General features: G+C 67.3%; 13 protein-coding genes. 1 reads left to right on the top strand and 12 read right to left on the bottom strand.

Annotation, left to right across the window (positions count from 1 at the left end; all coding sequences use genetic code 11):
- Nucleotides 1-12: 12 nt before the first annotated feature.
- The 3 genes from BM009_RS09220 to BM009_RS09210 all read right to left on the bottom strand — a co-directional run bounded on the left by BM009_RS09220 (nt 13) and on the right by BM009_RS09210 (nt 3,871).
- Nucleotides 13-954, bottom strand: a complete 942-nt coding sequence (locus BM009_RS09220) for a PilZ domain-containing protein (RefSeq protein WP_254772212.1) — start codon at nt 952-954, stop codon at nt 13-15.
- A 91-nt stretch (nt 955-1,045) separates the two neighbouring features.
- Nucleotides 1,046-2,461 (bottom strand): succinylglutamate-semialdehyde dehydrogenase, encoded by a 1,416-nt coding sequence (gene astD / locus BM009_RS09215; RefSeq protein ID WP_093295568.1) that lies wholly within the window; start codon nt 2,459-2,461, stop codon nt 1,046-1,048.
- A 60-nt stretch (nt 2,462-2,521) separates the two neighbouring features.
- Nucleotides 2,522-3,871, bottom strand: a complete 1,350-nt coding sequence (locus BM009_RS09210) for a protein adenylyltransferase SelO family protein (RefSeq protein ID WP_093295566.1) — start codon at nt 3,869-3,871, stop codon at nt 2,522-2,524.
- An 18-nt stretch (nt 3,872-3,889) separates the two neighbouring features.
- Between BM009_RS09210 and BM009_RS09205 the strand changes: the two genes are divergently transcribed.
- Nucleotides 3,890-4,759, top strand: coding sequence for an alpha/beta fold hydrolase (locus tag BM009_RS09205; protein ID WP_093295861.1), 870 nt, complete (start codon nt 3,890-3,892; stop codon nt 4,757-4,759).
- A 4-nt stretch (nt 4,760-4,763) separates the two neighbouring features.
- On the opposite strand, the gene BM009_RS09200 is transcribed toward BM009_RS09205, so the two are convergent.
- From BM009_RS09200 to BM009_RS09160, 9 genes are all read right to left on the bottom strand, one after another.
- Nucleotides 4,764-5,255, bottom strand: a complete 492-nt coding sequence (locus BM009_RS09200; protein ID WP_093295565.1) for a hypothetical protein — start codon at nt 5,253-5,255, stop codon at nt 4,764-4,766.
- A gap of 279 nt (nt 5,256-5,534) precedes the next feature.
- Nucleotides 5,535-6,152 (bottom strand): PEPxxWA-CTERM sorting domain-containing protein, encoded by a 618-nt coding sequence (locus BM009_RS09195; protein WP_093295563.1) that lies wholly within the window; start codon nt 6,150-6,152, stop codon nt 5,535-5,537.
- 750 nt (nt 6,153-6,902) lie between these two features.
- Nucleotides 6,903-9,629 carry a TonB-dependent receptor gene (locus tag BM009_RS09190; RefSeq protein WP_093295562.1) on the bottom strand — a complete coding sequence of 909 codons (2,727 nt, stop codon included), beginning with the start codon at nt 9,627-9,629 and terminating at the stop codon, nt 6,903-6,905.
- 134 nt (nt 9,630-9,763) lie between these two features.
- Nucleotides 9,764-10,888: a prenyltransferase/squalene oxidase repeat-containing protein gene (locus tag BM009_RS09185; protein ID WP_139216579.1), complete on the bottom strand. Its 1,125-nt coding sequence runs from the start codon at nt 10,886-10,888 to the stop codon at nt 9,764-9,766.
- 351 nt (nt 10,889-11,239) lie between these two features.
- A complete protein-coding gene (locus BM009_RS09180; protein ID WP_093295559.1) occupies nt 11,240-12,421 on the bottom strand; it encodes a Gfo/Idh/MocA family protein in 1,182 nt (393 codons plus the stop codon).
- A gap of 23 nt (nt 12,422-12,444) precedes the next feature.
- Nucleotides 12,445-13,707, bottom strand: coding sequence for a Gfo/Idh/MocA family protein (locus BM009_RS09175; protein ID WP_093295557.1), 1,263 nt, complete (start codon nt 13,705-13,707; stop codon nt 12,445-12,447).
- Nucleotides 13,704-14,528, bottom strand: a complete 825-nt coding sequence (locus BM009_RS09170) for an FAD:protein FMN transferase (RefSeq protein WP_254772211.1) — start codon at nt 14,526-14,528, stop codon at nt 13,704-13,706. Before BM009_RS09170 ends, BM009_RS09175 begins: the two co-directional genes overlap by 4 nt.
- A 10-nt stretch (nt 14,529-14,538) precedes the next feature.
- Nucleotides 14,539-15,852: a Gfo/Idh/MocA family protein gene (locus tag BM009_RS09165; protein WP_093295554.1), complete on the bottom strand. Its 1,314-nt coding sequence runs from the start codon at nt 15,850-15,852 to the stop codon at nt 14,539-14,541.
- Between the two features lie 58 nt (nt 15,853-15,910).
- The gene (locus BM009_RS09160; protein ID WP_254772210.1) at nt 15,911-17,302 is read right to left on the bottom strand and encodes a 3-keto-disaccharide hydrolase; all 1,392 of its coding nucleotides are present in this window, start codon (nt 17,300-17,302) and stop codon (nt 15,911-15,913) included.
- Nucleotides 17,303-17,574: the final 272 nt, after the last annotated feature.

Genomic DNA, 17,574 nt, shown 5'->3' with positions numbered 1-17,574 from the left:
ATGCAAGCGGCTTCAGCCAGTGCGGCGGCTCGCGGTGAGCAGGCGCAGGTCGCTGTCGCGCAGCGGCATGCGGAATTCGGCGAGCGTCCGGCCGTGCCGCGCCCGCAGCACCCGAGCCGGACCGCCGCCGATCTCCGGGAGCGCCACCCATAATGCCGCCCCCGGTGCAAAGGCCTGGCGCGCCTCGAACTCGACCTGCTGGGCGGTGAGCGCATGGATGCGGCAATTCCACCAGCCCACGCCCTCGCGCACCCGGCCGGGCAGGTCGAGGCGCAGCGCCAGCTTGTCCTGCAGCAGGCCGTCGGCATCGATCCCGCCAGCCTGGGGTGCAGGCGCCTGCTGGATGCCGCGCAGCCAAGGGAACAACGTCTGCCAGCTTAGTTCCTCGCTGAAGACGATGCCGGCCGTCTCGCCCGCGATCCAGCGGACAATGCCCTCCAGCGGACGCAGCCCGTCAAAGGTCAGCTGCACTGCCTCGTCCATGGCGAGCCCGCGCGCCTCGACGCCGACGCCGCCTTGCGAGATATCGCGGGTGCGGAGCTGCTCGACCTCGCCGCCGCGATGCACGCCGACGGTGTGATGCAGCTCGATACGCGGCAGGCGGCGGCGCTCGGCGGTGGCGCGGGCAAGGTTGCGGGCAACCATCCCCAGCACGTCCACCGGTGCGTCGAAGGCGAGCCCCGCCTCGCTGCCGTCGGACCAGAGCGTGCGGCCGATCAGCGGCTCGGCGGATCCCAGGTGCAGCTGGATCGGCAGCGCCTCGGCCAGTTCGCGCTCCACGCGCAGCCGTGCGCCGGCGCGGCCGATCCAGTGGATGCCGCAGTCGAGCAGCTCGCCGCCCCAGGCGAGTTGGCCCGCATCGAGCCCGTCCGCCGCCGCGGCGCTAGGCGCGCGCGGTGCGGGCAGGTCGTGCGTCAGGCTGAAGATCGTCGCGGACGTGCGCCCCGAATCCATGCTGTCGTTCCGTCCCAAGGGGGACATCCTGCACGCCGGCCCCTGAAACCGCTGTTAAGCGGCAGGGTTGCGAAAAGCCTAACGCAGAGCGTCAGGCGTCGCGCAGCCCCACGCCCATCGCCGCGCGCGCCTGCTCGGATTCCGAGGAGACCACCGGATAGGCGCAATAGTCCGCCGCATAATAGGCGCTGGGGCGGTGGTTACCCGACCAGCCGACGCCGCCGAACGGCGCCGCCGAGGAGGCGCCGTTGGTCGGCTTGTTCCAGTTGACGATGCCGGCGCGGATGTTGGCCCAGAACTGGTCGTAGAGTCGCGGATCCTGGCTCACCAGGCTCGCGGAGAGGCCGTAGCGGGTGTCGTTCGCCTCGGCGATTGCCTCCTCGAAGCTCGCCTTGCGGAACACCTGGAGGATCGGGCCGAACAGCTCGACATCCACCTTCTCCCGCGCCTCGGTCATGTCGACCATGCCGGGGGTGAGGAAGGGGCGGTTCTCGATCAGCCGCTCCATGTGGCGCAGCGGGCGGCCGCCCATGGTGGAGAGCGTCAGGAAGCTCTCGGTCAGCATGTCGGCGGTATTGTTGTCGATCACCGGGCCCATGAAGGGTTGGGGATCGGCGTGCGGCTCGCCGATGATCAGGCGGCCGATCAGCTTGTTGAGCTCCGCCATCAGCGGCTCGAACAATTTCTCGTCGACGATCAGCCGGCGCGCGGCGGTGCAGCGCTGGCCGGCGGTGGTGAAGGCGGACTGCACCACCAGCACCGCGGCCGAATAGAGGTCCGGCGTATTCCAAACGACGATGGGGTTGTTGCCGCCCATCTCCAGCGCGAGGATCTTCTCCGGCCGCGCGGCGAACTGGCGGTTGAGCGCGATGCCGGTGTTCGCCGAGCCGGTGAACAGCAGCCCGTCGATGTCCGGGTGGCTGGCCAATGCCTTGCCCTGATCCGGCCCGCCGATCAGCAGGCGGATACAGCCTTCGGGGATGCCGGCGGCATGGAAGCAGTCGACGAGGAAGGCGCCGCTGGCAGGCGTCTTTTCGGAGGGCTTGAACACCACCGCGTTGCCGGCGAGCAGCGCGGGCACGATATGGCCGTTGGGCAGATGCGCCGGGAAGTTATAGGGGCCCAGCACCGCCAGCACGCCGTGCGGCTTGTGCCGCAGCGCGAGCCGCGTGTTCATCGGCGCTTCGATCCGGCGCTGGCCGGTGCGCTCCGAATAGCTGGTGACCGAGATATCGACCTTGGCGATCACCGTCTCGACCTCGGTGCGCGCTTCCCAGAGCGGCTTGCCGGTCTCGCGGGCGAGCAGGTCGGTGAAGGCATCGGCCCGTTGTCGCACGACATTGGCGAAGCGGCGCAGCGCCTCGATCCGTACGGCGAGCGGGCGTGCGGCCCAAGCTGCCCAACTGGCGCGGGCGATCGCGACTTCGGTGTCGGCATCCCCGATCGGGTGACGCCACAGCACGGCGCCCGTCGCGGGTTCGGTCGAAAGGAGTTCCTGGTCCGGCATGGGCCTTCTGTTTTCTGGTTCGTTGCCCCTGTTACGATCGCTTTGCCCGATTTCGCGGCGCTAGGCCAGAGCCTCGCCCATCTCGCGGATCGCCTGCACCTTGGCGGTGAGCGGCGCCCAGTCGTCGCGCTCGGCGATGGCGGACCAGAGCGATTCGACCTCGTCGATCAGCATCGCGCAGGGCTCGCCGCGCCAATAGGCGTGGTCGCGGGCCTCGCGGGGACGATAGTCGGCGAGGCGACTGCGCACCTCGGCGAATTCGGCGCCATAGCTCTCGGGCAGCTTGCCGCCGAACGCGTCGAAATAGAAACGGTGGAGCAGCGTGCCGGTCTGGTTGAGCGCCACCTCCACCGCTTCGGTGAGCGCGCGGTCGCTGGCCTCGTCACGCGGCTGGACGCCGAGCCGCCAGAGCACGGCGTTCGCCTCCTCGCGGTGATAGGCGGGGGCGAAGCCCTCCAGCGCGGCGATCAACGGCGCTTCCTCCGCGATCAGGCGCAGCGAAATGGCGAGCTGCATCACGTCCCAATAGATCGCCTCGGGCTGGCGACCGAAAGCATAGAGGCCGTTCTGGTCGAAATAGGCCGCGGTGAAGTTCGCCGCCCAGCTGGGGGCGAAGCGCCAGGGGCCATAGTCGAAGCTCTCGCCGGTGACGTTGATATTGTCGCTGTTGAGCACCCCGTGGACGAACCCGGCTGCCATGAACTGCCCCGCCATCCGCGCGGTGCGGGCGACGACATGGGCGAGCAGCCGCTCGGGCGCGTCCGGCCCGTCCTGCTCGCCGAAATAATGGCGGAGCACATAGGCAGTGAGCTTCCGCAGCGCTTCCACATCCTGGAAATAGGCGAGCCGCTGGAACACGCCGATGCGGATATGGCCATGGTTGAGCCGCACCAGCACCGCGGAACGGGTGGGTGAGGGCTCGTCGCCCCGGTGGAGCGATTCGCCGGTCTCGACCAGCGAGAAGGTGCGGCTGGTCTCGACGCCCAGCGCCTCCAGCATCTCGGTGGCAAGGATCTCGCGCACGCCGCCCTTCAGCGTCAGGCGGCCGTCGCCGAAGCGGCTGTACGGCGTCTGGCCCGATCCCTTGGTGCCGAGATCCATCAGCCGGCCGGCATCGTCGGTCATCTGCGCGAACAGGAAGCCGCGGCCGTCGCCGATCTCGGGATTGTACACGCGGAACTGGTGGCCGTGATAGCGCAGCGCCAGCGGCTGGGGCAGGCTGCCCTGGAGCGGCTCGAACCGGGCGAAATGGGCGAGCCATTCGGCATCGCTCAGCCCCTCCAGTCCGACGGTCGCGGCGGCGCGGTCGTTGCGGAAGCGGAGGATCGTCTGGGGGAAGCGCGCGGGCACCACCGGATCGTAGAAGCCATCCCCGAGTTCGAGGATCGCCTGTTGCGGAGCGAAGGCCATGCGGCGATATGGGGCGCGATGGATGCTCGGCGCAACTACTCCGATGGCGTTTGGTGGTCGAAAGACGGCCTGCGCTTGCATTATCGCGACTATCCGGGCCGCGCCGACCGCCCGCCGCTGCTCTGCTTCCCCGGCCTCACCCGCAACGCGCGCGACTTCGCCGACCTGGCCGAGCGCTTCTCGGGCGAGTGGCGGGTGCTCTGCGTCGAGTTTCGCGGCCGCGGCGAGAGCGCCTATGCCAAGGACCCGATGACCTATGTGCCGCTGGTCTATCTGCAGGATGTCGAGGCGCTGCTCGCCGAGCTGAAGATCGAGAAGTTCGTCGCGGTGGGCACCTCGCTCGGCGGCATCGTGACGATGCTGCTCGCGGCGACCGACGGCGGCAAGCTGGCCGGCGCGGTGCTGAACGATGTCGGGCCGGAGCTGAACCCGGCGGGACTGGCGCGGATCCGCACCTATGTCGGCAAGCAGGTCTGGTACCCCACCTGGATGCACGCGGCGCGCGGCGTCGCCGAGGCGAATGCCGATGTGTATCCGGACCATGCGATCGAGGACTGGCTGGCGATGGCCAAGCGGCTCCACCGGGTGAACAGCCAGGGCCGCATCGTGCTCGACTATGACATGAAGATCGCCGAGCCGTTCCGCGTGCCGGGCAACGAGGCCGGGCCGGACATGTGGCCGACGATCGATGCGCTTGCCGGCCGTCCGCTGCTGGTGGTGCGCGGCGAACGCTCGGACATCCTGCGCGCCGAGACGGCGGAGAAGATGGTTGCGCGGGTACCCGGTGCCGAGCTGGTGACGGTGCCGGGGGTGGGCCATGCGCCGGCCCTCGACGAGCCCGAAGCGGTGGTGGGGATCGAGCGGCTGCTGGCGAAGGTCGCGGGCTGAGCCTTCAGCGCTTCCCGCTGACTTCTGCGTGCATCCAGCCCTTGGCGGACAGCAAGATGCCGCCGCGAAAGCTTCCCTCGACGCGCGCGACATCGCCCGTGGCGGGATCGAAAAAGTCGACGGTCACCTGTTGTTCGGCGCAGGCGTCCGCCGGCATCGGGATGGACGTCCAGCGCGTGTAGCGGAACGACGTGCCCGGCATCGCGATGCTCATGTTCCGTGCACCGGTGGTGCCGACGCTCATCGCGCGGCCGACATCGCCCGCGCCGAGATCGAACGCGGCGTTCGGATCTACGAGCCGTTTGAGCGTGGAATCCTGCTGCCATCCCTCGTCACGCGCTCGCCGGAAGATATCGACAAGCCGCTCGCTCAGCACGTGCTGCACGGTGCCGATGTCTTTGGCGGCAGTAACGTCACATGGACGCGGGGCTAGCGTGGCAGGCACATGCTGGAGCGGCGATGCAATCAGCAGCACGCCAAAGCCAATAGGCAGCATTCCTTGGTCCCCCAGTAGGCCCCGCAGCCTCGTGAATGCAGGCGCCGGAGACGCTTGTTACCTGCCGACTTCCGGTCGATCCATATCTTCTATTTGCACGGGCGTGCAGGCTTCGTGAAACCGGCGCGACCAGGTTGTCGAATCATGAATTTGAAAGTCCGAAACCGCCCATATGCGGACGATCAGGAGGCCGCCGAACCACCGCACCAATCGCGCCAGCGAGCAAGCTCTCGATCATGGCACGGTAGATCAGCACCACGATCGTTCGCACAGACCATTTTACCCGGCGCGCACTAGGGTTCGCGTCGATCCGCTTCTGCGGCGCACCGTAGCACCGACCATCGCTACTCCAGCAATCAGAAGCGCCCAGGAGGACGGCTCCGGTACGGCGATGAGCTCCAGGGAGAACATGAACGGTTCTTCGTCCGATCCCGTGGAGTAAATTCCCCCTGCGTTCCAGAACCAGTTCGTATGACGTCCGCAAAGTGCACCGATCGGACCTGGCTGGCTGCAATTGTCATACGGGAGAACCCCCGGCTTGAAGAACCAGTCATAGACCGACCAGTCCGCGTCTGACAGGGACGCGTTCAGCACCGGTCCGGTGTAGGTGAACGGTACGTTCCAGTTGCCATCCCACTCTGCCAAATCACCTCGAAAGAGATTGAACGTTTGCACCTCGTTCGGGCCGCTGATCACGACGGGAACACCCGCAGTCACTTTTGCTCGGAAAATGTAGGACCGGCCATCGTCGGGAATCCTCCCGTCGATAGTTTCGCGTCCATAAGCCGTGCAGGGATTTGGCGCCTCGCAAGACGCGAAATGTTTCGATGCGAGTGCAGGGCTGCCGAGAAGCATGGTGCAGGCCCATGCAAGCAAAATCTTCATGATTTTCATCATCCCACCTCTTTACCGCGCTCAGAATGCGCGAGGAAATCATTAAGCATTTCCGAGGTGGTGTCACCCGTTGACGCATGCGCTCGCCAAGATGAGATTCTGTAACGACTGCATTCCACCACTTTCCGCCATTCCGGCCCTGATCGCACCGAATGACCGAAAGTACCCCATTTTCAGACATTGGGCTCTGCTCTAAACTGAGCAAATGAGACACTTCGACGCCTTCATGGCCGCAGCTCTTGCCTTATCAAGCGCAATCGGCAGCGCTGTCCCGGCGTCGTCGGCAACTGCGTATCCGGTCCGGAGCAAGGCTTCAGCGTGTGCCGCAATTAAGAATCGCGTGAGTTCTGCTCACCGGATTCCAGTTAAAAATTTTGCGTTCTGCGACGTTGCCTCGTTGCGCGATAGTCCCCGGGGTTTTTACATTATGGCGATACATAGCCATCGCGAGTGCGACGGAATTCGTAGTACGCTAATGGGCTGGTACGCCATCAACCGCGCTAATGGCCGGATTTTCGAGTGGAGTGTTGCAGATCAACAAATCGGGCCGGAGGTTGTCGATCCGAAGGTTGCTCGCACTTCGCAAACTATGTGAGCTTGCTTTGAGCTGAGCGGGAGCGTCTGACCGCCTGCGCGAACGTTGAATGACCGCTTTCCACCAAACTCGGACATTCAGGCCGGTTACCGACAGCGGTCGTTTATGCGTTCACGACCTGACCGGGAGACGGCGATGCGCCTCCCGGCCAGGCGCCCTCAGAATCGCGTGCGCACCGTCAGCCCGTAGGTGCGCGGTTCGGCCAAGAAGGAGCCGAACATCGCGTTGCCGACGGCAAAGCTCGGCGCACCGAACGCTTGCACCTGCGAACGGCTGCCCGCGCCCTGGAAGGGCAGGTTGAACGCGACCTGCTGATAGTTGGTGTCGAGAAGGTTCTGCGCCCACAGCTCCACCGCCCATTTCTCGTCCGGCCCACGCACGCCGATGCGCGCGTTCATCGTGACGAAGCCGTCCTGCAGCTTCTCGACGAACAGGTCCGATCCGGTGTTGTAGTCGCTGGTCATGCGGCCATCGACATAGAACAGCGCGGTCATGCCGTTGGTGCCGATCGGCGGGGTCCAGGTCACCGCGCTGGTCACCGTGTTGCGCGGCGCGTTGGACATCTGGCTGCCGGGGAGCAGGAACAGCGCCGAATTCAGCGGCTCGCCCGCCTTGGAGCCGACCAGGTCGTGCTGGTATTTGGCATCGGCCAGCGTGTAGCCGAGGTTCACGGTGAAGGTGGAAGTCGGATAGAAGCCGAGCTCGAGCTCGATCCCTTGTGTCACCACGCCCTTGCCGACGCTGCCGGTGCAGGCACCCGTCGCCGAGCTGTTGTCGCGGTCGGCACCGTTCAGCGCGGTGCTGCAGCCGCCGATATTCTGGACGATGTAGCTGGTGCCGTTGAAGGTGTTGAGCTGGAAGTTGGTGAACTCGGAGCGGTACAGCGCCATGTTCGCGGTGATGTGGCGCGCGCTGTACTTGGCGCCGATCTCAAAGGCGTTCACCGTCTCGGGATCGAAGCGCAGGTTGGTGACGGCCGACTGGCGCGGGGTGGCGAACACCGTTGCCGACAAGTCCGAGCGATCGAGATTGTACCCGCCCGCCTTGTAGCCGCGCGCATAGGAGGCATAGAAGAGCGTGCTCTCCGCCGGCTTCCACGAGAGCACCGCGGTGCCGGTCAGCTGGCCTTCCTTGAACTTGTCCGCGAAGGGCACCCCGGTCAGCGCCGAGGTGGAGTTGCCGGTGCAGGTCAGCGTGACGATGCCGCCGGCCAGCGACTGGAGCGTTGCATTGGTGCTGGCGAGCAGCGGCGCCATCGCCGCCTGCTGCGCGGGGCAGACGGTGTTGTTGTTGTTGAACGACGCCTGGAGCGACTTGCTCTCATGCGTGTAGCGCGCGCCGAGGGTGAAGCTGAGCGTATGGGTCAGCTTGTAGATATTGTGGGTGAAGAAGGCCCAGTTCTCGCTGGTCTGGTCGTACAGGTCGAGCGTCGAGCCGAGATCGTTGAGCGTGCTCAGCCGGTCGATGCCGCCGATGATCTGCGGGCCCACTGCCGGGGTGAGCACCGCGCGACCGGCGGCGCTGAGGCAGCCGGGGCGGCTGGGGTCGCGCAGCGCGGCGGCCGGGTTGATCGTCGCCACCATGCGGCAGGCGGCGAAGGCGCCGTACTGGGTGCCGAAGCGCAGATTGTCCGCCACGCGCAATTTCTCGTGCGCGTAATAGCCGCCGACCAGCCAGTCGAGCTTGTCGCCCAGGATCGTGCCCGAGAAGCGGCTCTCATGGCTGAAGGTGTGGAACTGGCGATAGGCGTTGCCGTCGTTCGGGCGGTAGGCGATGTCGACATTGCCATAGTCGATGTCGCCGGCGCCGGCCGACTTGTACTCGCGATAGGCGGTGAGCGAGGTCAGCTGGGTTGCGCCCAGGTTCCAGCGGACCCGGGCCGAGAGGCCATAGTCGGTAGTGAGGTTGGCATAGGCGCGGCCGGGCGTGAGCGCGATCTGGCGGTTATAGGGGTTGCCCTCGCTCGGCAGCACGCCGCCCAGGCTGCGCAGGATCGCGGTGATGCGGTTGCCCGCCGGATTGATCGAGAAGTCGCCGGGCTTGCCGGGCGTGGGGTCCAGCTTCTCGCGCGTGTCCATATAGACCGCGCCGCAGCATTTCTCGTTGCGATGGGTATAGTCGGCGATCAGACGGATCCCGAGATCGGGATTGACCGTGAACAACAGCTGGCCACGGACGAAATAGCGGTTGCGATCGTTATAGTCGATATTGTTGACGACGTCGTGGAGATAGCCGTCGCGCTTCGAATAGACGCCGTCGAGGCGAAAGGCGACCACGTCCTTGACCAGCGGGCCGGTCAGCGCGCCGGACAGGCGGACGGCGTCGAAATTGCCATAGGTCGCCTCGGCGAACCCGCCGAACTTGAACTCGGGCAGCTTGGTGTAGATGCTGATCGCGCCCGCCGAGGAGTTGCGGCCGGAGAGCGTGCCCTGCGGCCCGCGCAGCACTTCGATCCGCTCGATCTCGCCCATGTCGTTGAGGCCCGATCCGGTGCGGCTGCGATAGATCCCGTCGATGAACACCGCGACCGAGCTTTCGAGGCCCGGATTGTCGCCGACCGTGCCGATGCCGCGTACGCGGGCGGCGGCATTGGCTTCGGAGCCGGTGGAGGAGACCAGCAGCGAAGGCGCGATCTGCGTCATCTGGCGGATGTCGGTCGCGCCCGAATTCTGCAGCGCCGCCTGGCCGAAGGCCGACACCGCGATCGGCACGTTGGACAGCCGCTCGGAACGGCGGGTAGCGGTGACGACGATGTCCGCCGAATTGGGCGAGTCGTTTTCAGCCGCGGGCGGGGTATTGGCGGCGGATCCGCGCAGATCCTGCGCCGCCGCGGGCGCGGCCAGCGCGAGCACGCCAGCGGACAGCAACAATGCCCATTTCGACATATCGGGTCCTCTCCTTTTCCAAGCTTTTGATTTGACTGCCTGGTTTGCCGAAAGAGCCATAAATTTCGGTGAACGTCGCCTCGGGGTTTCGACGGGGGTCATCTCTCCTTTCAGCTACATGTCTTGGCGGCGGATCAGCGGGAGCGGACAGGCTCCAGCGCTTCACTGGCTTTCAAGGCGAACAGCGCCGTCACCGCGCTGCTGCCGTGATCGACCAGAACCGGCAGGCCGGTGGCCGTGCGGGTGAAGCGCAGCAGCGGCCGCGCCTGCCAGCCTTCGGCGCCGGGCGTCAGGATGGCACGCGCTTCGCGCACCAATCCGTGCGGCAGCTCGGTGCGCGTGGCCCGTAGCGCCAGCACGGCCAGCGCGGTGGCGAGCGGATCGGTACCCTCGCATCCCCAGCCGCTGCCGGCGCTACGGTTCGCGTGGAGGAAACGGGCGCCGCGCGCGACCGCGGGATGGTTGGGCATCACCGCACCGAGCAGGCGCAGCGCCAGCCAGGTGCCGTGATGGGGATCGATCCCCGCCGCAGAGGCCCAACTGCCGTCCGGCTGCTGGCGATCGGCCACCCAGCGGGCGGCGGCGACGATCATGCCAAGGAACCGCCGCGCGTCCCAGCGCGCGAGCGCATAGACGAGCGTGGCCACCGTCTCGACCGCATCGGCTGCGTCGTTGTTGGGCAGGACCCAGGTGGGGAGCACGCCATCCGCCTCCGCATAGGCGAGCAGCACCGCGAGCGGCGGCGCGCAATGCGCGGCAATCAGGTCCCGCCGGCTGAGCCGCGCAAACAGGAGCAGGATCTGCGCGAGTTCGTCCACGTCACCCGACAGATCATGATAGCGGTCGGCCCCGGCCCGACGCGCCCGGTCGGCCGCCTGGCGGTGGCGGACGATCTGCCGCACCGTGGTTTCGATCACCGGATGCCGCGCATCGAGATCGGCGTCGAGCAGCGCGTCCGCAATCAGGATCTGGACGAACAGGTCGCGGGTGCGAACGGCGTCCAGTGCGGGTGTCGGCCCGTCGTGCGGCGCCGGTGCGGTATCGCCTTCCAGGCCGGCACGCTCCAACAGGGGCACCGCGCGTGCGACGATCGCCGCGTGCGCGGCCGTCGCATCGGGGATGGAGGGCGCGGCACGGCCGGTGGCCGGAAGGGGCGCGGCGGGGTGATGCGGGTGGCGCGTCGGCCGTGCAGCGTCGGGCGGCTCGACAGCCGGGCCCGGCGCGACATGTTCCAAGGCGTCGTGTCCCAATGTCGTCATGTGCACCCACCCTTGACCAGAATGTCTCCGGCGCTTCGCACGCTCGATACGCACGCCAGCCGAAAACATCGGCGGGCGGTGGTAGCGCGGAGGGTTTGCATGTTTCTGCTATGTTCACCCCTTCAATGCCCGGCTGGGCGCGGTCGGAAAAGGGGAACTTGGTCCGGAACGGAGTGGTGGCGGGTGCGCCCTCGGGTGCCGGCGGAAGCGGGGATCGCTGGCTGCAGGCGCGCCGGCATGGCGGCGCATCAGACCTATTTTCGAAGCCGATCAGATGCATGGCGGCACTGCCGCCGGGGAGGTCGGGAAGGTCCGCTCCGGAGCAGACCTTCCCCTCCACCCACGCTTTCGTCAGCCGCCCTGTACCGGCGGCCGCTGTCCGCCCGCGAGCGTCCGCGCCTTGTCCTGCGCGGTCAGCACCAGCTCGGCGGCGAGCAGCGCCTGCGCCTGGTTCTGCGCGACCTCGGTGCGCTGGACCACATCGGTGACGAACTGCGGGCCGAACGGCAGCGGCACGTCGTTGCAATCGATGTAGCGCGTGCCCTTGCGGTCGGCCATGAACAGGTGGTTGCCGCCCGGGCGGCCCTGGATGTCGACGTACTTGCGCAGCTCGATATAGCCCTCGGTGCCGAGGATGAAGACGCGGCCGTCGCCCCAGGTCGGCAGGCCGTCCGGCGTGTACCAGTCGACGCGGACATAGCCGGTGCCGCCATTGCCGGTCATCATCATGTCGCCGAAGTCCTGGAACTTCGGATGGTTCGGCGTGGCGAAGTTGCCGACCTGCGAGGCGACGATATGCGCCTCGGTGGAGCCGGTGTAGAAGACGAACTGGTCGGCCTGGTGGCTGCCGATATCGGTGAGGATGCCGCCGTAATTGGCAACGTCCCAGAACCATTCGGGACGACTCGGCGCGCTCACCCGGTGCGGGGCGATGTTGATCGTCTGCACCACGCGGCCGATCGCCCCGGCATGGACCAGCTCGCCCGCCTTCACCGCCGCGCGCACCTCGAGCCGCTCCGAATACATGATCGCGAACTTGCGCTTGGTCTCGGCGATCGTGCGGCGCACCTCGGCAAGCTGGGCGAGGCTGGTGATGCCCGGCTTGTCCGAGAGGAAGTCCTTGCCCGCGCGCATCACCCGCACGCCAAGCGGCGCGCGGAGGTTGGGGATGGACGCGCTGGCGACCACCTGGACGCTCTTGTCGTCGAGGATCTCGGCCTCGCTGCGCGCGACCTTCACGTCGCCATAGCGGGCGCGGAAGGGGACCAGCTGCTTGGGATCGCTCGCATGCACCGCCACCAGCGTGCCGCCGCCGCGGATCAGCGCGTCGGTGATCGCATAGATGTGGGAGTGGTCGAGCCCGATCACGGCGAAGCGGATGCGGTCCTTGGCGCTCGGGTCCGGCCCGGTCGGCGCGGCATTGGCGGAGACGCCGTTGCCCTGCGCGGTCGATTGGGCGCGGGCCGAGCCGGCGAGCCCGGCGCCGATAAGCCCGGCGCTGGCGAGGAGCAGGCGGCGATCGATCATGTCCATGGGTGTTTCCCTTTGGGAGAAGGTCAGAAGGTGACGAGGTCGGTCGGCCAGGCGAGCGCCTTGCCCTGGTCGATCGCCTGCTCGCCGAGCAGCGAGGCGACGCTGGCATAATAAGCCTGGGCGAGCAGGCCGGGCACTTCCTTGCCGCTGCGCACGGCTTCGCCGAAACCCTCGAACTGGAGCATCGTCTCGTCATATTCGCCCCAGCCGAGCGAGTCGCCCGGCGTGGTGACCGGCAGTTCGGGGAACCAGGTAGCGCCGCCGATCGGCACGGTGTTCTTGCGGCCGGCCTGCACGTCGGCGCGCATGCGGGCGAGGGCGGGCACCGCGCCCGGCTGGACCTCCTGATAGATGCGGCCGAGCTCGGGTTCGATCGTGCCCTTGCTGCCCTGGATCTGCTCCTCGCAGCCATAGCGGGCATTGTTGAGCATCGAGGTGTAGATCACCTTCCGGCCATCCGAATAATCGTAGATCAGGGCGACCTGATCATAGACGTCGCGGCCGTCCTTCCAGAAGCAGATGCTGCCCGATCCCATGACCCGGGTGGGGACGCCGCCCATGAACCAGTTGGCGACCTGGAGCTGGTGCGTCGCCAGCTCGGTCATCAGCCCGGCCGAACGGTCGCGATACAGCCGCCAGTTGATCTCGCGCTCGGTGCCGCCCGCAGGGATCTGGCGGCGCCAGCTGCGGTTGCGGTGCCAGCTGGCACGGATCTGGGTGATCGGGCCGATCTCGCCGGCCTGGGCGCGCTTGAGCGCGTTCAGATAGGTCGGGTTGAACAGCCGCTGGTGGCCGATCTGCAGGATCTTGCCGCGTGCACGGGCGCGGGTGACCATCGCGCCGCAATCGGCGATCGTCCGCGCCATCGCCTTCTCGCAGAACACGGGATAGCCCGCGTCGAGCGCATCCATGGTGTGGCGGGCATGGAGGTCGAGCGGGGTGGCGATCACCACGGCGTCGATCTGCTTGGCGTCGAGCATCTTGCGATGATCGGTGAAGATCGGCGTGTTCGCCGGCACATAGGCGCGCGCCTTGGCCATGTGCGGCTCGAAAGTATCGCACAGCGCGGCGACGGTGCAGTTGCGCGTCTTGTTGAGGTTCTGGATCAGCGTGCGGCCGCGATCGCCGGTGCCGATCACGCCGATGCGGACGCGCGGACCCTTGGCGACATCTTCGGCCGCGCGGGCCGCCCAGGGGGCGGCAACGCTCATCCCCACGCCTGCGGAGGCAAGCAGCACCCGGTCGAGGAAGGTGCGGCGGGACAGCGCGAAATCGTCGTCGGTCATGCGGTAGGTTCCAGTGCTCGCTCGGCGCCGACGGGCGCGGCATGGGGAAAGAGAAAACGGCTATCGGGGGCGGCAGCACGCAGCCGGTTGCGTGCCGCGGGGTTGGCGACGAGCAGCGCGGTACTCAGCGCCTCGGCTTCCGCGCCGGTCGCGGCGGCCGCGACGGCAGTGGCAGGCGCGGCGACGATCGCGCCATCGGCGGGCCGAACCATCGCCGCGCGGCCCGGTTTGGCGGCGCCGGCACCGGTGGTGGACGAGATCGACAGCGATGCGTCCTGCAGCTCGAGCTCGACCAGCCAGGCACCCTCGTCCTCGGGGTGGGGGACGGCGAGCGGCCAGCCGCCGCCGAGCGGGTGCGGGCCGAGCACCGCAATCGAGCTTTCACCGGCGGAAAGCAGCGCCGAGCTCACGCCCATTGCACGCAGCGCGACGACCGCGTGGTCCAGCGCATAGCCCTTGCCGAAGCCGCCGAAGTCGAGAGCCAGCGGGCGCGACGTCGAGACCCGGCGGCCGTTGCGATCCATCGTAAGCGAAGACCAGTCGCCGAGGCTGGGGTCGAACAGCCCGCCGGTCTCGCGCCACAGCGCATCCACCTGCACCAGTGCGGCGAAGAGCAGCGGATCGTCCACCACCGCGCTTCCGCCGCTGGAAAGCGCGTCGTTGAGCGCCGTTGCGGGGGAGGGGCGGTGGATCGTCAGCGCGTCCTCCACCGAAAGGATCGCAGCCTTGGCGGCGGCGAGTGGGGCGGGGTCGTCGCAGCCGAACAGGTGCAGCTCGACCCGCGTACCCATGGCGGCGAACCGCGCCACGCTCGCCGCCATGTCCGTCATCTCAGCCGCGCACCTCCCAGCCGGGCTCATAGTCGACCGACCAGAGCTTGCGCGCGGCGGCCTCTTTCGGCTTGCCGGTCGCGGGATCGACGGTGATCGCGCCGCCAGTACGATAGGCCATGTTGCCGAGATGGCAGAGCGTGGTGCTGATATGCCCCTCCTGGATCGGCGAGTGCAGCGCCGCCTCGGTGCCGCGGACCACGCCGAGGAAGTTGGCGGCGTGGTAGACGTCCAGTGCGCCTTCGCCGACGGTGCCGGTCGTCTCCGATTCCGCCGGCGCCTTCACTTCGCGGATCCGCTTGCCGGCGAGGTCGTACAGCTCGAAGCCGTTGCGATCGACCACCGCCGAGCCCTTGGTGCCGAGCACCAGCGTGCCGCGGCCGCGGCCGTAGCGGAGCATGCCGTTGCAGCTCTCGCCGTCCCAGCGGATCGAGCGCCCGCCGTCGAAGCCGAGGTTCAGCGCGAGCGAATCGTACATCTCCCAATCGTCGCCCTGGTAGAAGCGCCGGGCGCCGCGGGCGGTGACAGTGCTGGGATAGGTGACGCCCATCAGCCAGCGGGCGACGTCGAGCTCGTGCATCGCGTTGTTGCAGATCTCGCCGGTGCCGTATTGCCAGAACCAGTGCCAGTTATAGTGGACGAGGTTCGAGCGGTACGGCCCGCGCGGGCGCGGCCCCTGCCACATATTCCAGTCGAGATTGGCGGGCGGCGGCACGATCTGGCCCTTGCCGATCGACTTGCGGTTGTTGGCGTACCAGGTTTGCGCCTCGTAGACGTCGCCCAGTTCGCCGGCGCGGATCAGGTCGAGCAGCTGGCGGGTCTCCACCGCCGAGCGCTGCTGGTTGCCGACTTGGAGCACGCGGCCGGTGCGCTTCTGCGCGGCGATCAGCGCTTCGCCTTCTGCCGGGGCAATGCCGATCGGCTTTTCGATATAGACGTTGCGGCCGGCATTCATCGCGTCGATCGCGACCTTGGCGTGCCAATGGTCGGGCGTGGCGACGGTGATCACGTCCACGGCCTTGGTGTCGAGCAGCTTGCGATAGTCGCCGGTGGTCTCGACCGTGTTGCCGTGGCGCTTGGCGAACTCGCCGGCGCGCTTGGCGAGCACGGCCGAGTCGACATCGGCGAAATGCGTGACCTGGACGTTGGGCTGCTTGGCGAAGGCGCTCATATGTGCCTGGCCGCGGCCGTTGACGCCGACGATGCCGACGCGGATGCGATCGTTCGCCCCCAAGATGCGCGCATAGCTGCTGGCGCTGATCGCCAGTGCGCCGGTAGCGGCGGCGCCCTTCATCATCGTTCGACGGTCGAACATGGCAGTGCTTCCCCTCGGTTCTTTATAGTCGTGATTTCAACGATAGAGCGAGTATTCTTCAGAAGCGGCGCAGCTTGATCGAGCGGAAGTCGACGCGGTCGCCATGATCCTGCAGCAGGATCGCGCCCTGGGCGCTGGTGCCGAAGCCGGCGATCTTAGCGAACTTGCTCTCGGCGATGGTCGCCTTGAGCGCATCCGAGCCGCGCTCGTACTCGACGACCTTGAAGCCGTTGAGCCAATGCTCGACATGGTTGCCGCGCACCAGGATGGTCGCGCGGTTCCATTCGCCCGGCGGGTTGCCGCGCTTGCCGGGGCTCGACGGGTCGGAAAGGTTGCGCGCCGGGATCAGGTCGTAGAGCGAAGCCAGCGTGCGGTTGCCGTCGCGGCCCATCTTGGCGTCGGGATGGCGCAGATCGTCGAGCAGCTGATATTCGAAGCCGACATTGGAGACGCCGCCATTCTGCAGCGGCGGCAGCAGATATTTGATGCCGCTATTGGCGCCCTCGCTCAGCCGGAAATCGACCGACAGTTCGAAGTTGCGATAGGTCGCCGCCGTGGCGATGTCGCCGCCGCCGCCATTCTTCTCGACCGTCAGGATGCCGTCGGCGATGCTCCAGCCCTTGGCCGGGAAGCCGCCGCCCTTGGCCGAGCGCCAGCCTTTCGAGGTGCGGCCGTCCCACAGCAAGGTCCAGCCGGCGCGGCGCTCGGCGGCGGTCAGTTGGTTGGACTGCCAGCCCTGCTGCTCCACCTTGGTTTCGGGCAGGGCGTAGCGGGCAGGGGAGTCGGTGAGGATGCGCAGGCCCTTGAAGCGCACCTCGGGGCCCTTGGCCGCGATCGAGTCGGGCAGGGCATGGACCTGGAAGGCGAGGAAGCCGCGCGCATCGGTATCGTCGACGATGTCCGCCGCGGGCACGCCGTTGAGGAAGGTGCGGATGCGGTTGCCGATCGCCTCGACGCGGTAGTGGTTCCAGTCGCCGGGCTTGAACGCCTTGCGTGCGGCCTCGTTGCGGCCGAGCGTGAACAGCCATTGGCGGCGCTGCTCGTCATAGATGCCGGCGCTCCAGGCGCGCGGCGAGGGGTCGATCTCCGCCTGGTAGCCGAACACCACGCCGTTCCGATAATCGGGCCGGCTCTGGCCGCGGATCATCATCCCCGAATTGAGCGACGGATCGGTCTTGGCGTCGAATTCGACGATGAAGTCGCCATAGAGCTGGTCCGAGACGAGCCAGCTATTGCCCTTGCCGATCACTGCGCGACCGATCAGCTCGTCGCCCACCACTTCGTAGGTCGCGTTGCCGCCGGTGCGGTGCCAGCCGGAAAGGTCCGCCCTGGGCATGAGGTCGCGCCACGGGGCGGCGGCGGGGGTGGTGCCGGCGGGCGGGGCCGCGGCGAGGGGGAGCGTGCTTGCCGGCAGGGCGGCAAAGGCCAATAGTGCGAGTGTGCGAACCACAGTCTCTCCCCTCATCCATGAAGTGGCCTCGTCCGCTTCCCAAAGGCTTGCGGCGAAAAGCTCTTGATGGGTCAGGCGTAAAACGTGGTCGGGCCACTTGCAAGTGCCTTGTCTGGCACGAAGACGGTCTGACAACGCTATCTGGGAAATTGGTCTGGCACAGTTGCCAGACCCAATCTCTCCTGTTACGCATTGTTGCAGGTCGTACACCCGAAGATGGGGGCGACGCCACCCGCGCACCACAAAGCTTAATCAACGGTGCGCGCGAAATG

This window comes from Sphingomonas sp. NFR04 (genome assembly GCF_900114095.1).
Taxonomy (GTDB): Bacteria; Pseudomonadota; Alphaproteobacteria; order Sphingomonadales; family Sphingomonadaceae; genus Sphingomonas.
The sequence above is the reverse complement of the archived record's forward strand: the minus strand, read 5'-3'. Positions and strand labels throughout refer to the sequence as shown.

Bases quoted from the DNA above. Each gene is read 5' to 3' on its own strand.
- BM009_RS09180 (WP_093295559.1), bottom strand. From the start codon at position 12,421: ATGGACATGATCGATCGCCGCCTGCTCCTCGCCAGCGCCGGGCTTATC.
- BM009_RS09200 (WP_093295565.1), bottom strand. From the start codon at position 5,255: ATGCTGCCTATTGGCTTTGGCGTGCTGCTGATTGCATCGCCGCTCCAG.
- astD (WP_093295568.1), bottom strand. From the start codon at position 2,461: ATGCCGGACCAGGAACTCCTTTCGACCGAACCCGCGACGGGCGCCGTG.
- BM009_RS09165 (WP_093295554.1), bottom strand. From the start codon at position 15,852: ATGTTCGACCGTCGAACGATGATGAAGGGCGCCGCCGCTACCGGCGCA.
- BM009_RS09220 (WP_254772212.1), bottom strand. From the start codon at position 954: ATGGATTCGGGGCGCACGTCCGCGACGATCTTCAGCCTGACGCACGAC.
- BM009_RS09205 (WP_093295861.1), top strand. From the start codon at position 3,890: ATGGATGCTCGGCGCAACTACTCCGATGGCGTTTGGTGGTCGAAAGAC.
- BM009_RS09185 (WP_139216579.1), bottom strand. From the start codon at position 10,888: ATGACGACATTGGGACACGACGCCTTGGAACATGTCGCGCCGGGCCCG.
- BM009_RS09175 (WP_093295557.1), bottom strand. From the start codon at position 13,707: ATGACCGACGACGATTTCGCGCTGTCCCGCCGCACCTTCCTCGACCGG.
- BM009_RS09195 (WP_093295563.1), bottom strand. From the start codon at position 6,152: ATGATGAAAATCATGAAGATTTTGCTTGCATGGGCCTGCACCATGCTT.
- BM009_RS09170 (WP_254772211.1), bottom strand. From the start codon at position 14,528: ATGGCGGCGAGCGTGGCGCGGTTCGCCGCCATGGGTACGCGGGTCGAG.
- BM009_RS09210 (WP_093295566.1), bottom strand. From the start codon at position 3,871: ATGGCCTTCGCTCCGCAACAGGCGATCCTCGAACTCGGGGATGGCTTC.
- BM009_RS09190 (WP_093295562.1), bottom strand. From the start codon at position 9,629: ATGTCGAAATGGGCATTGTTGCTGTCCGCTGGCGTGCTCGCGCTGGCC.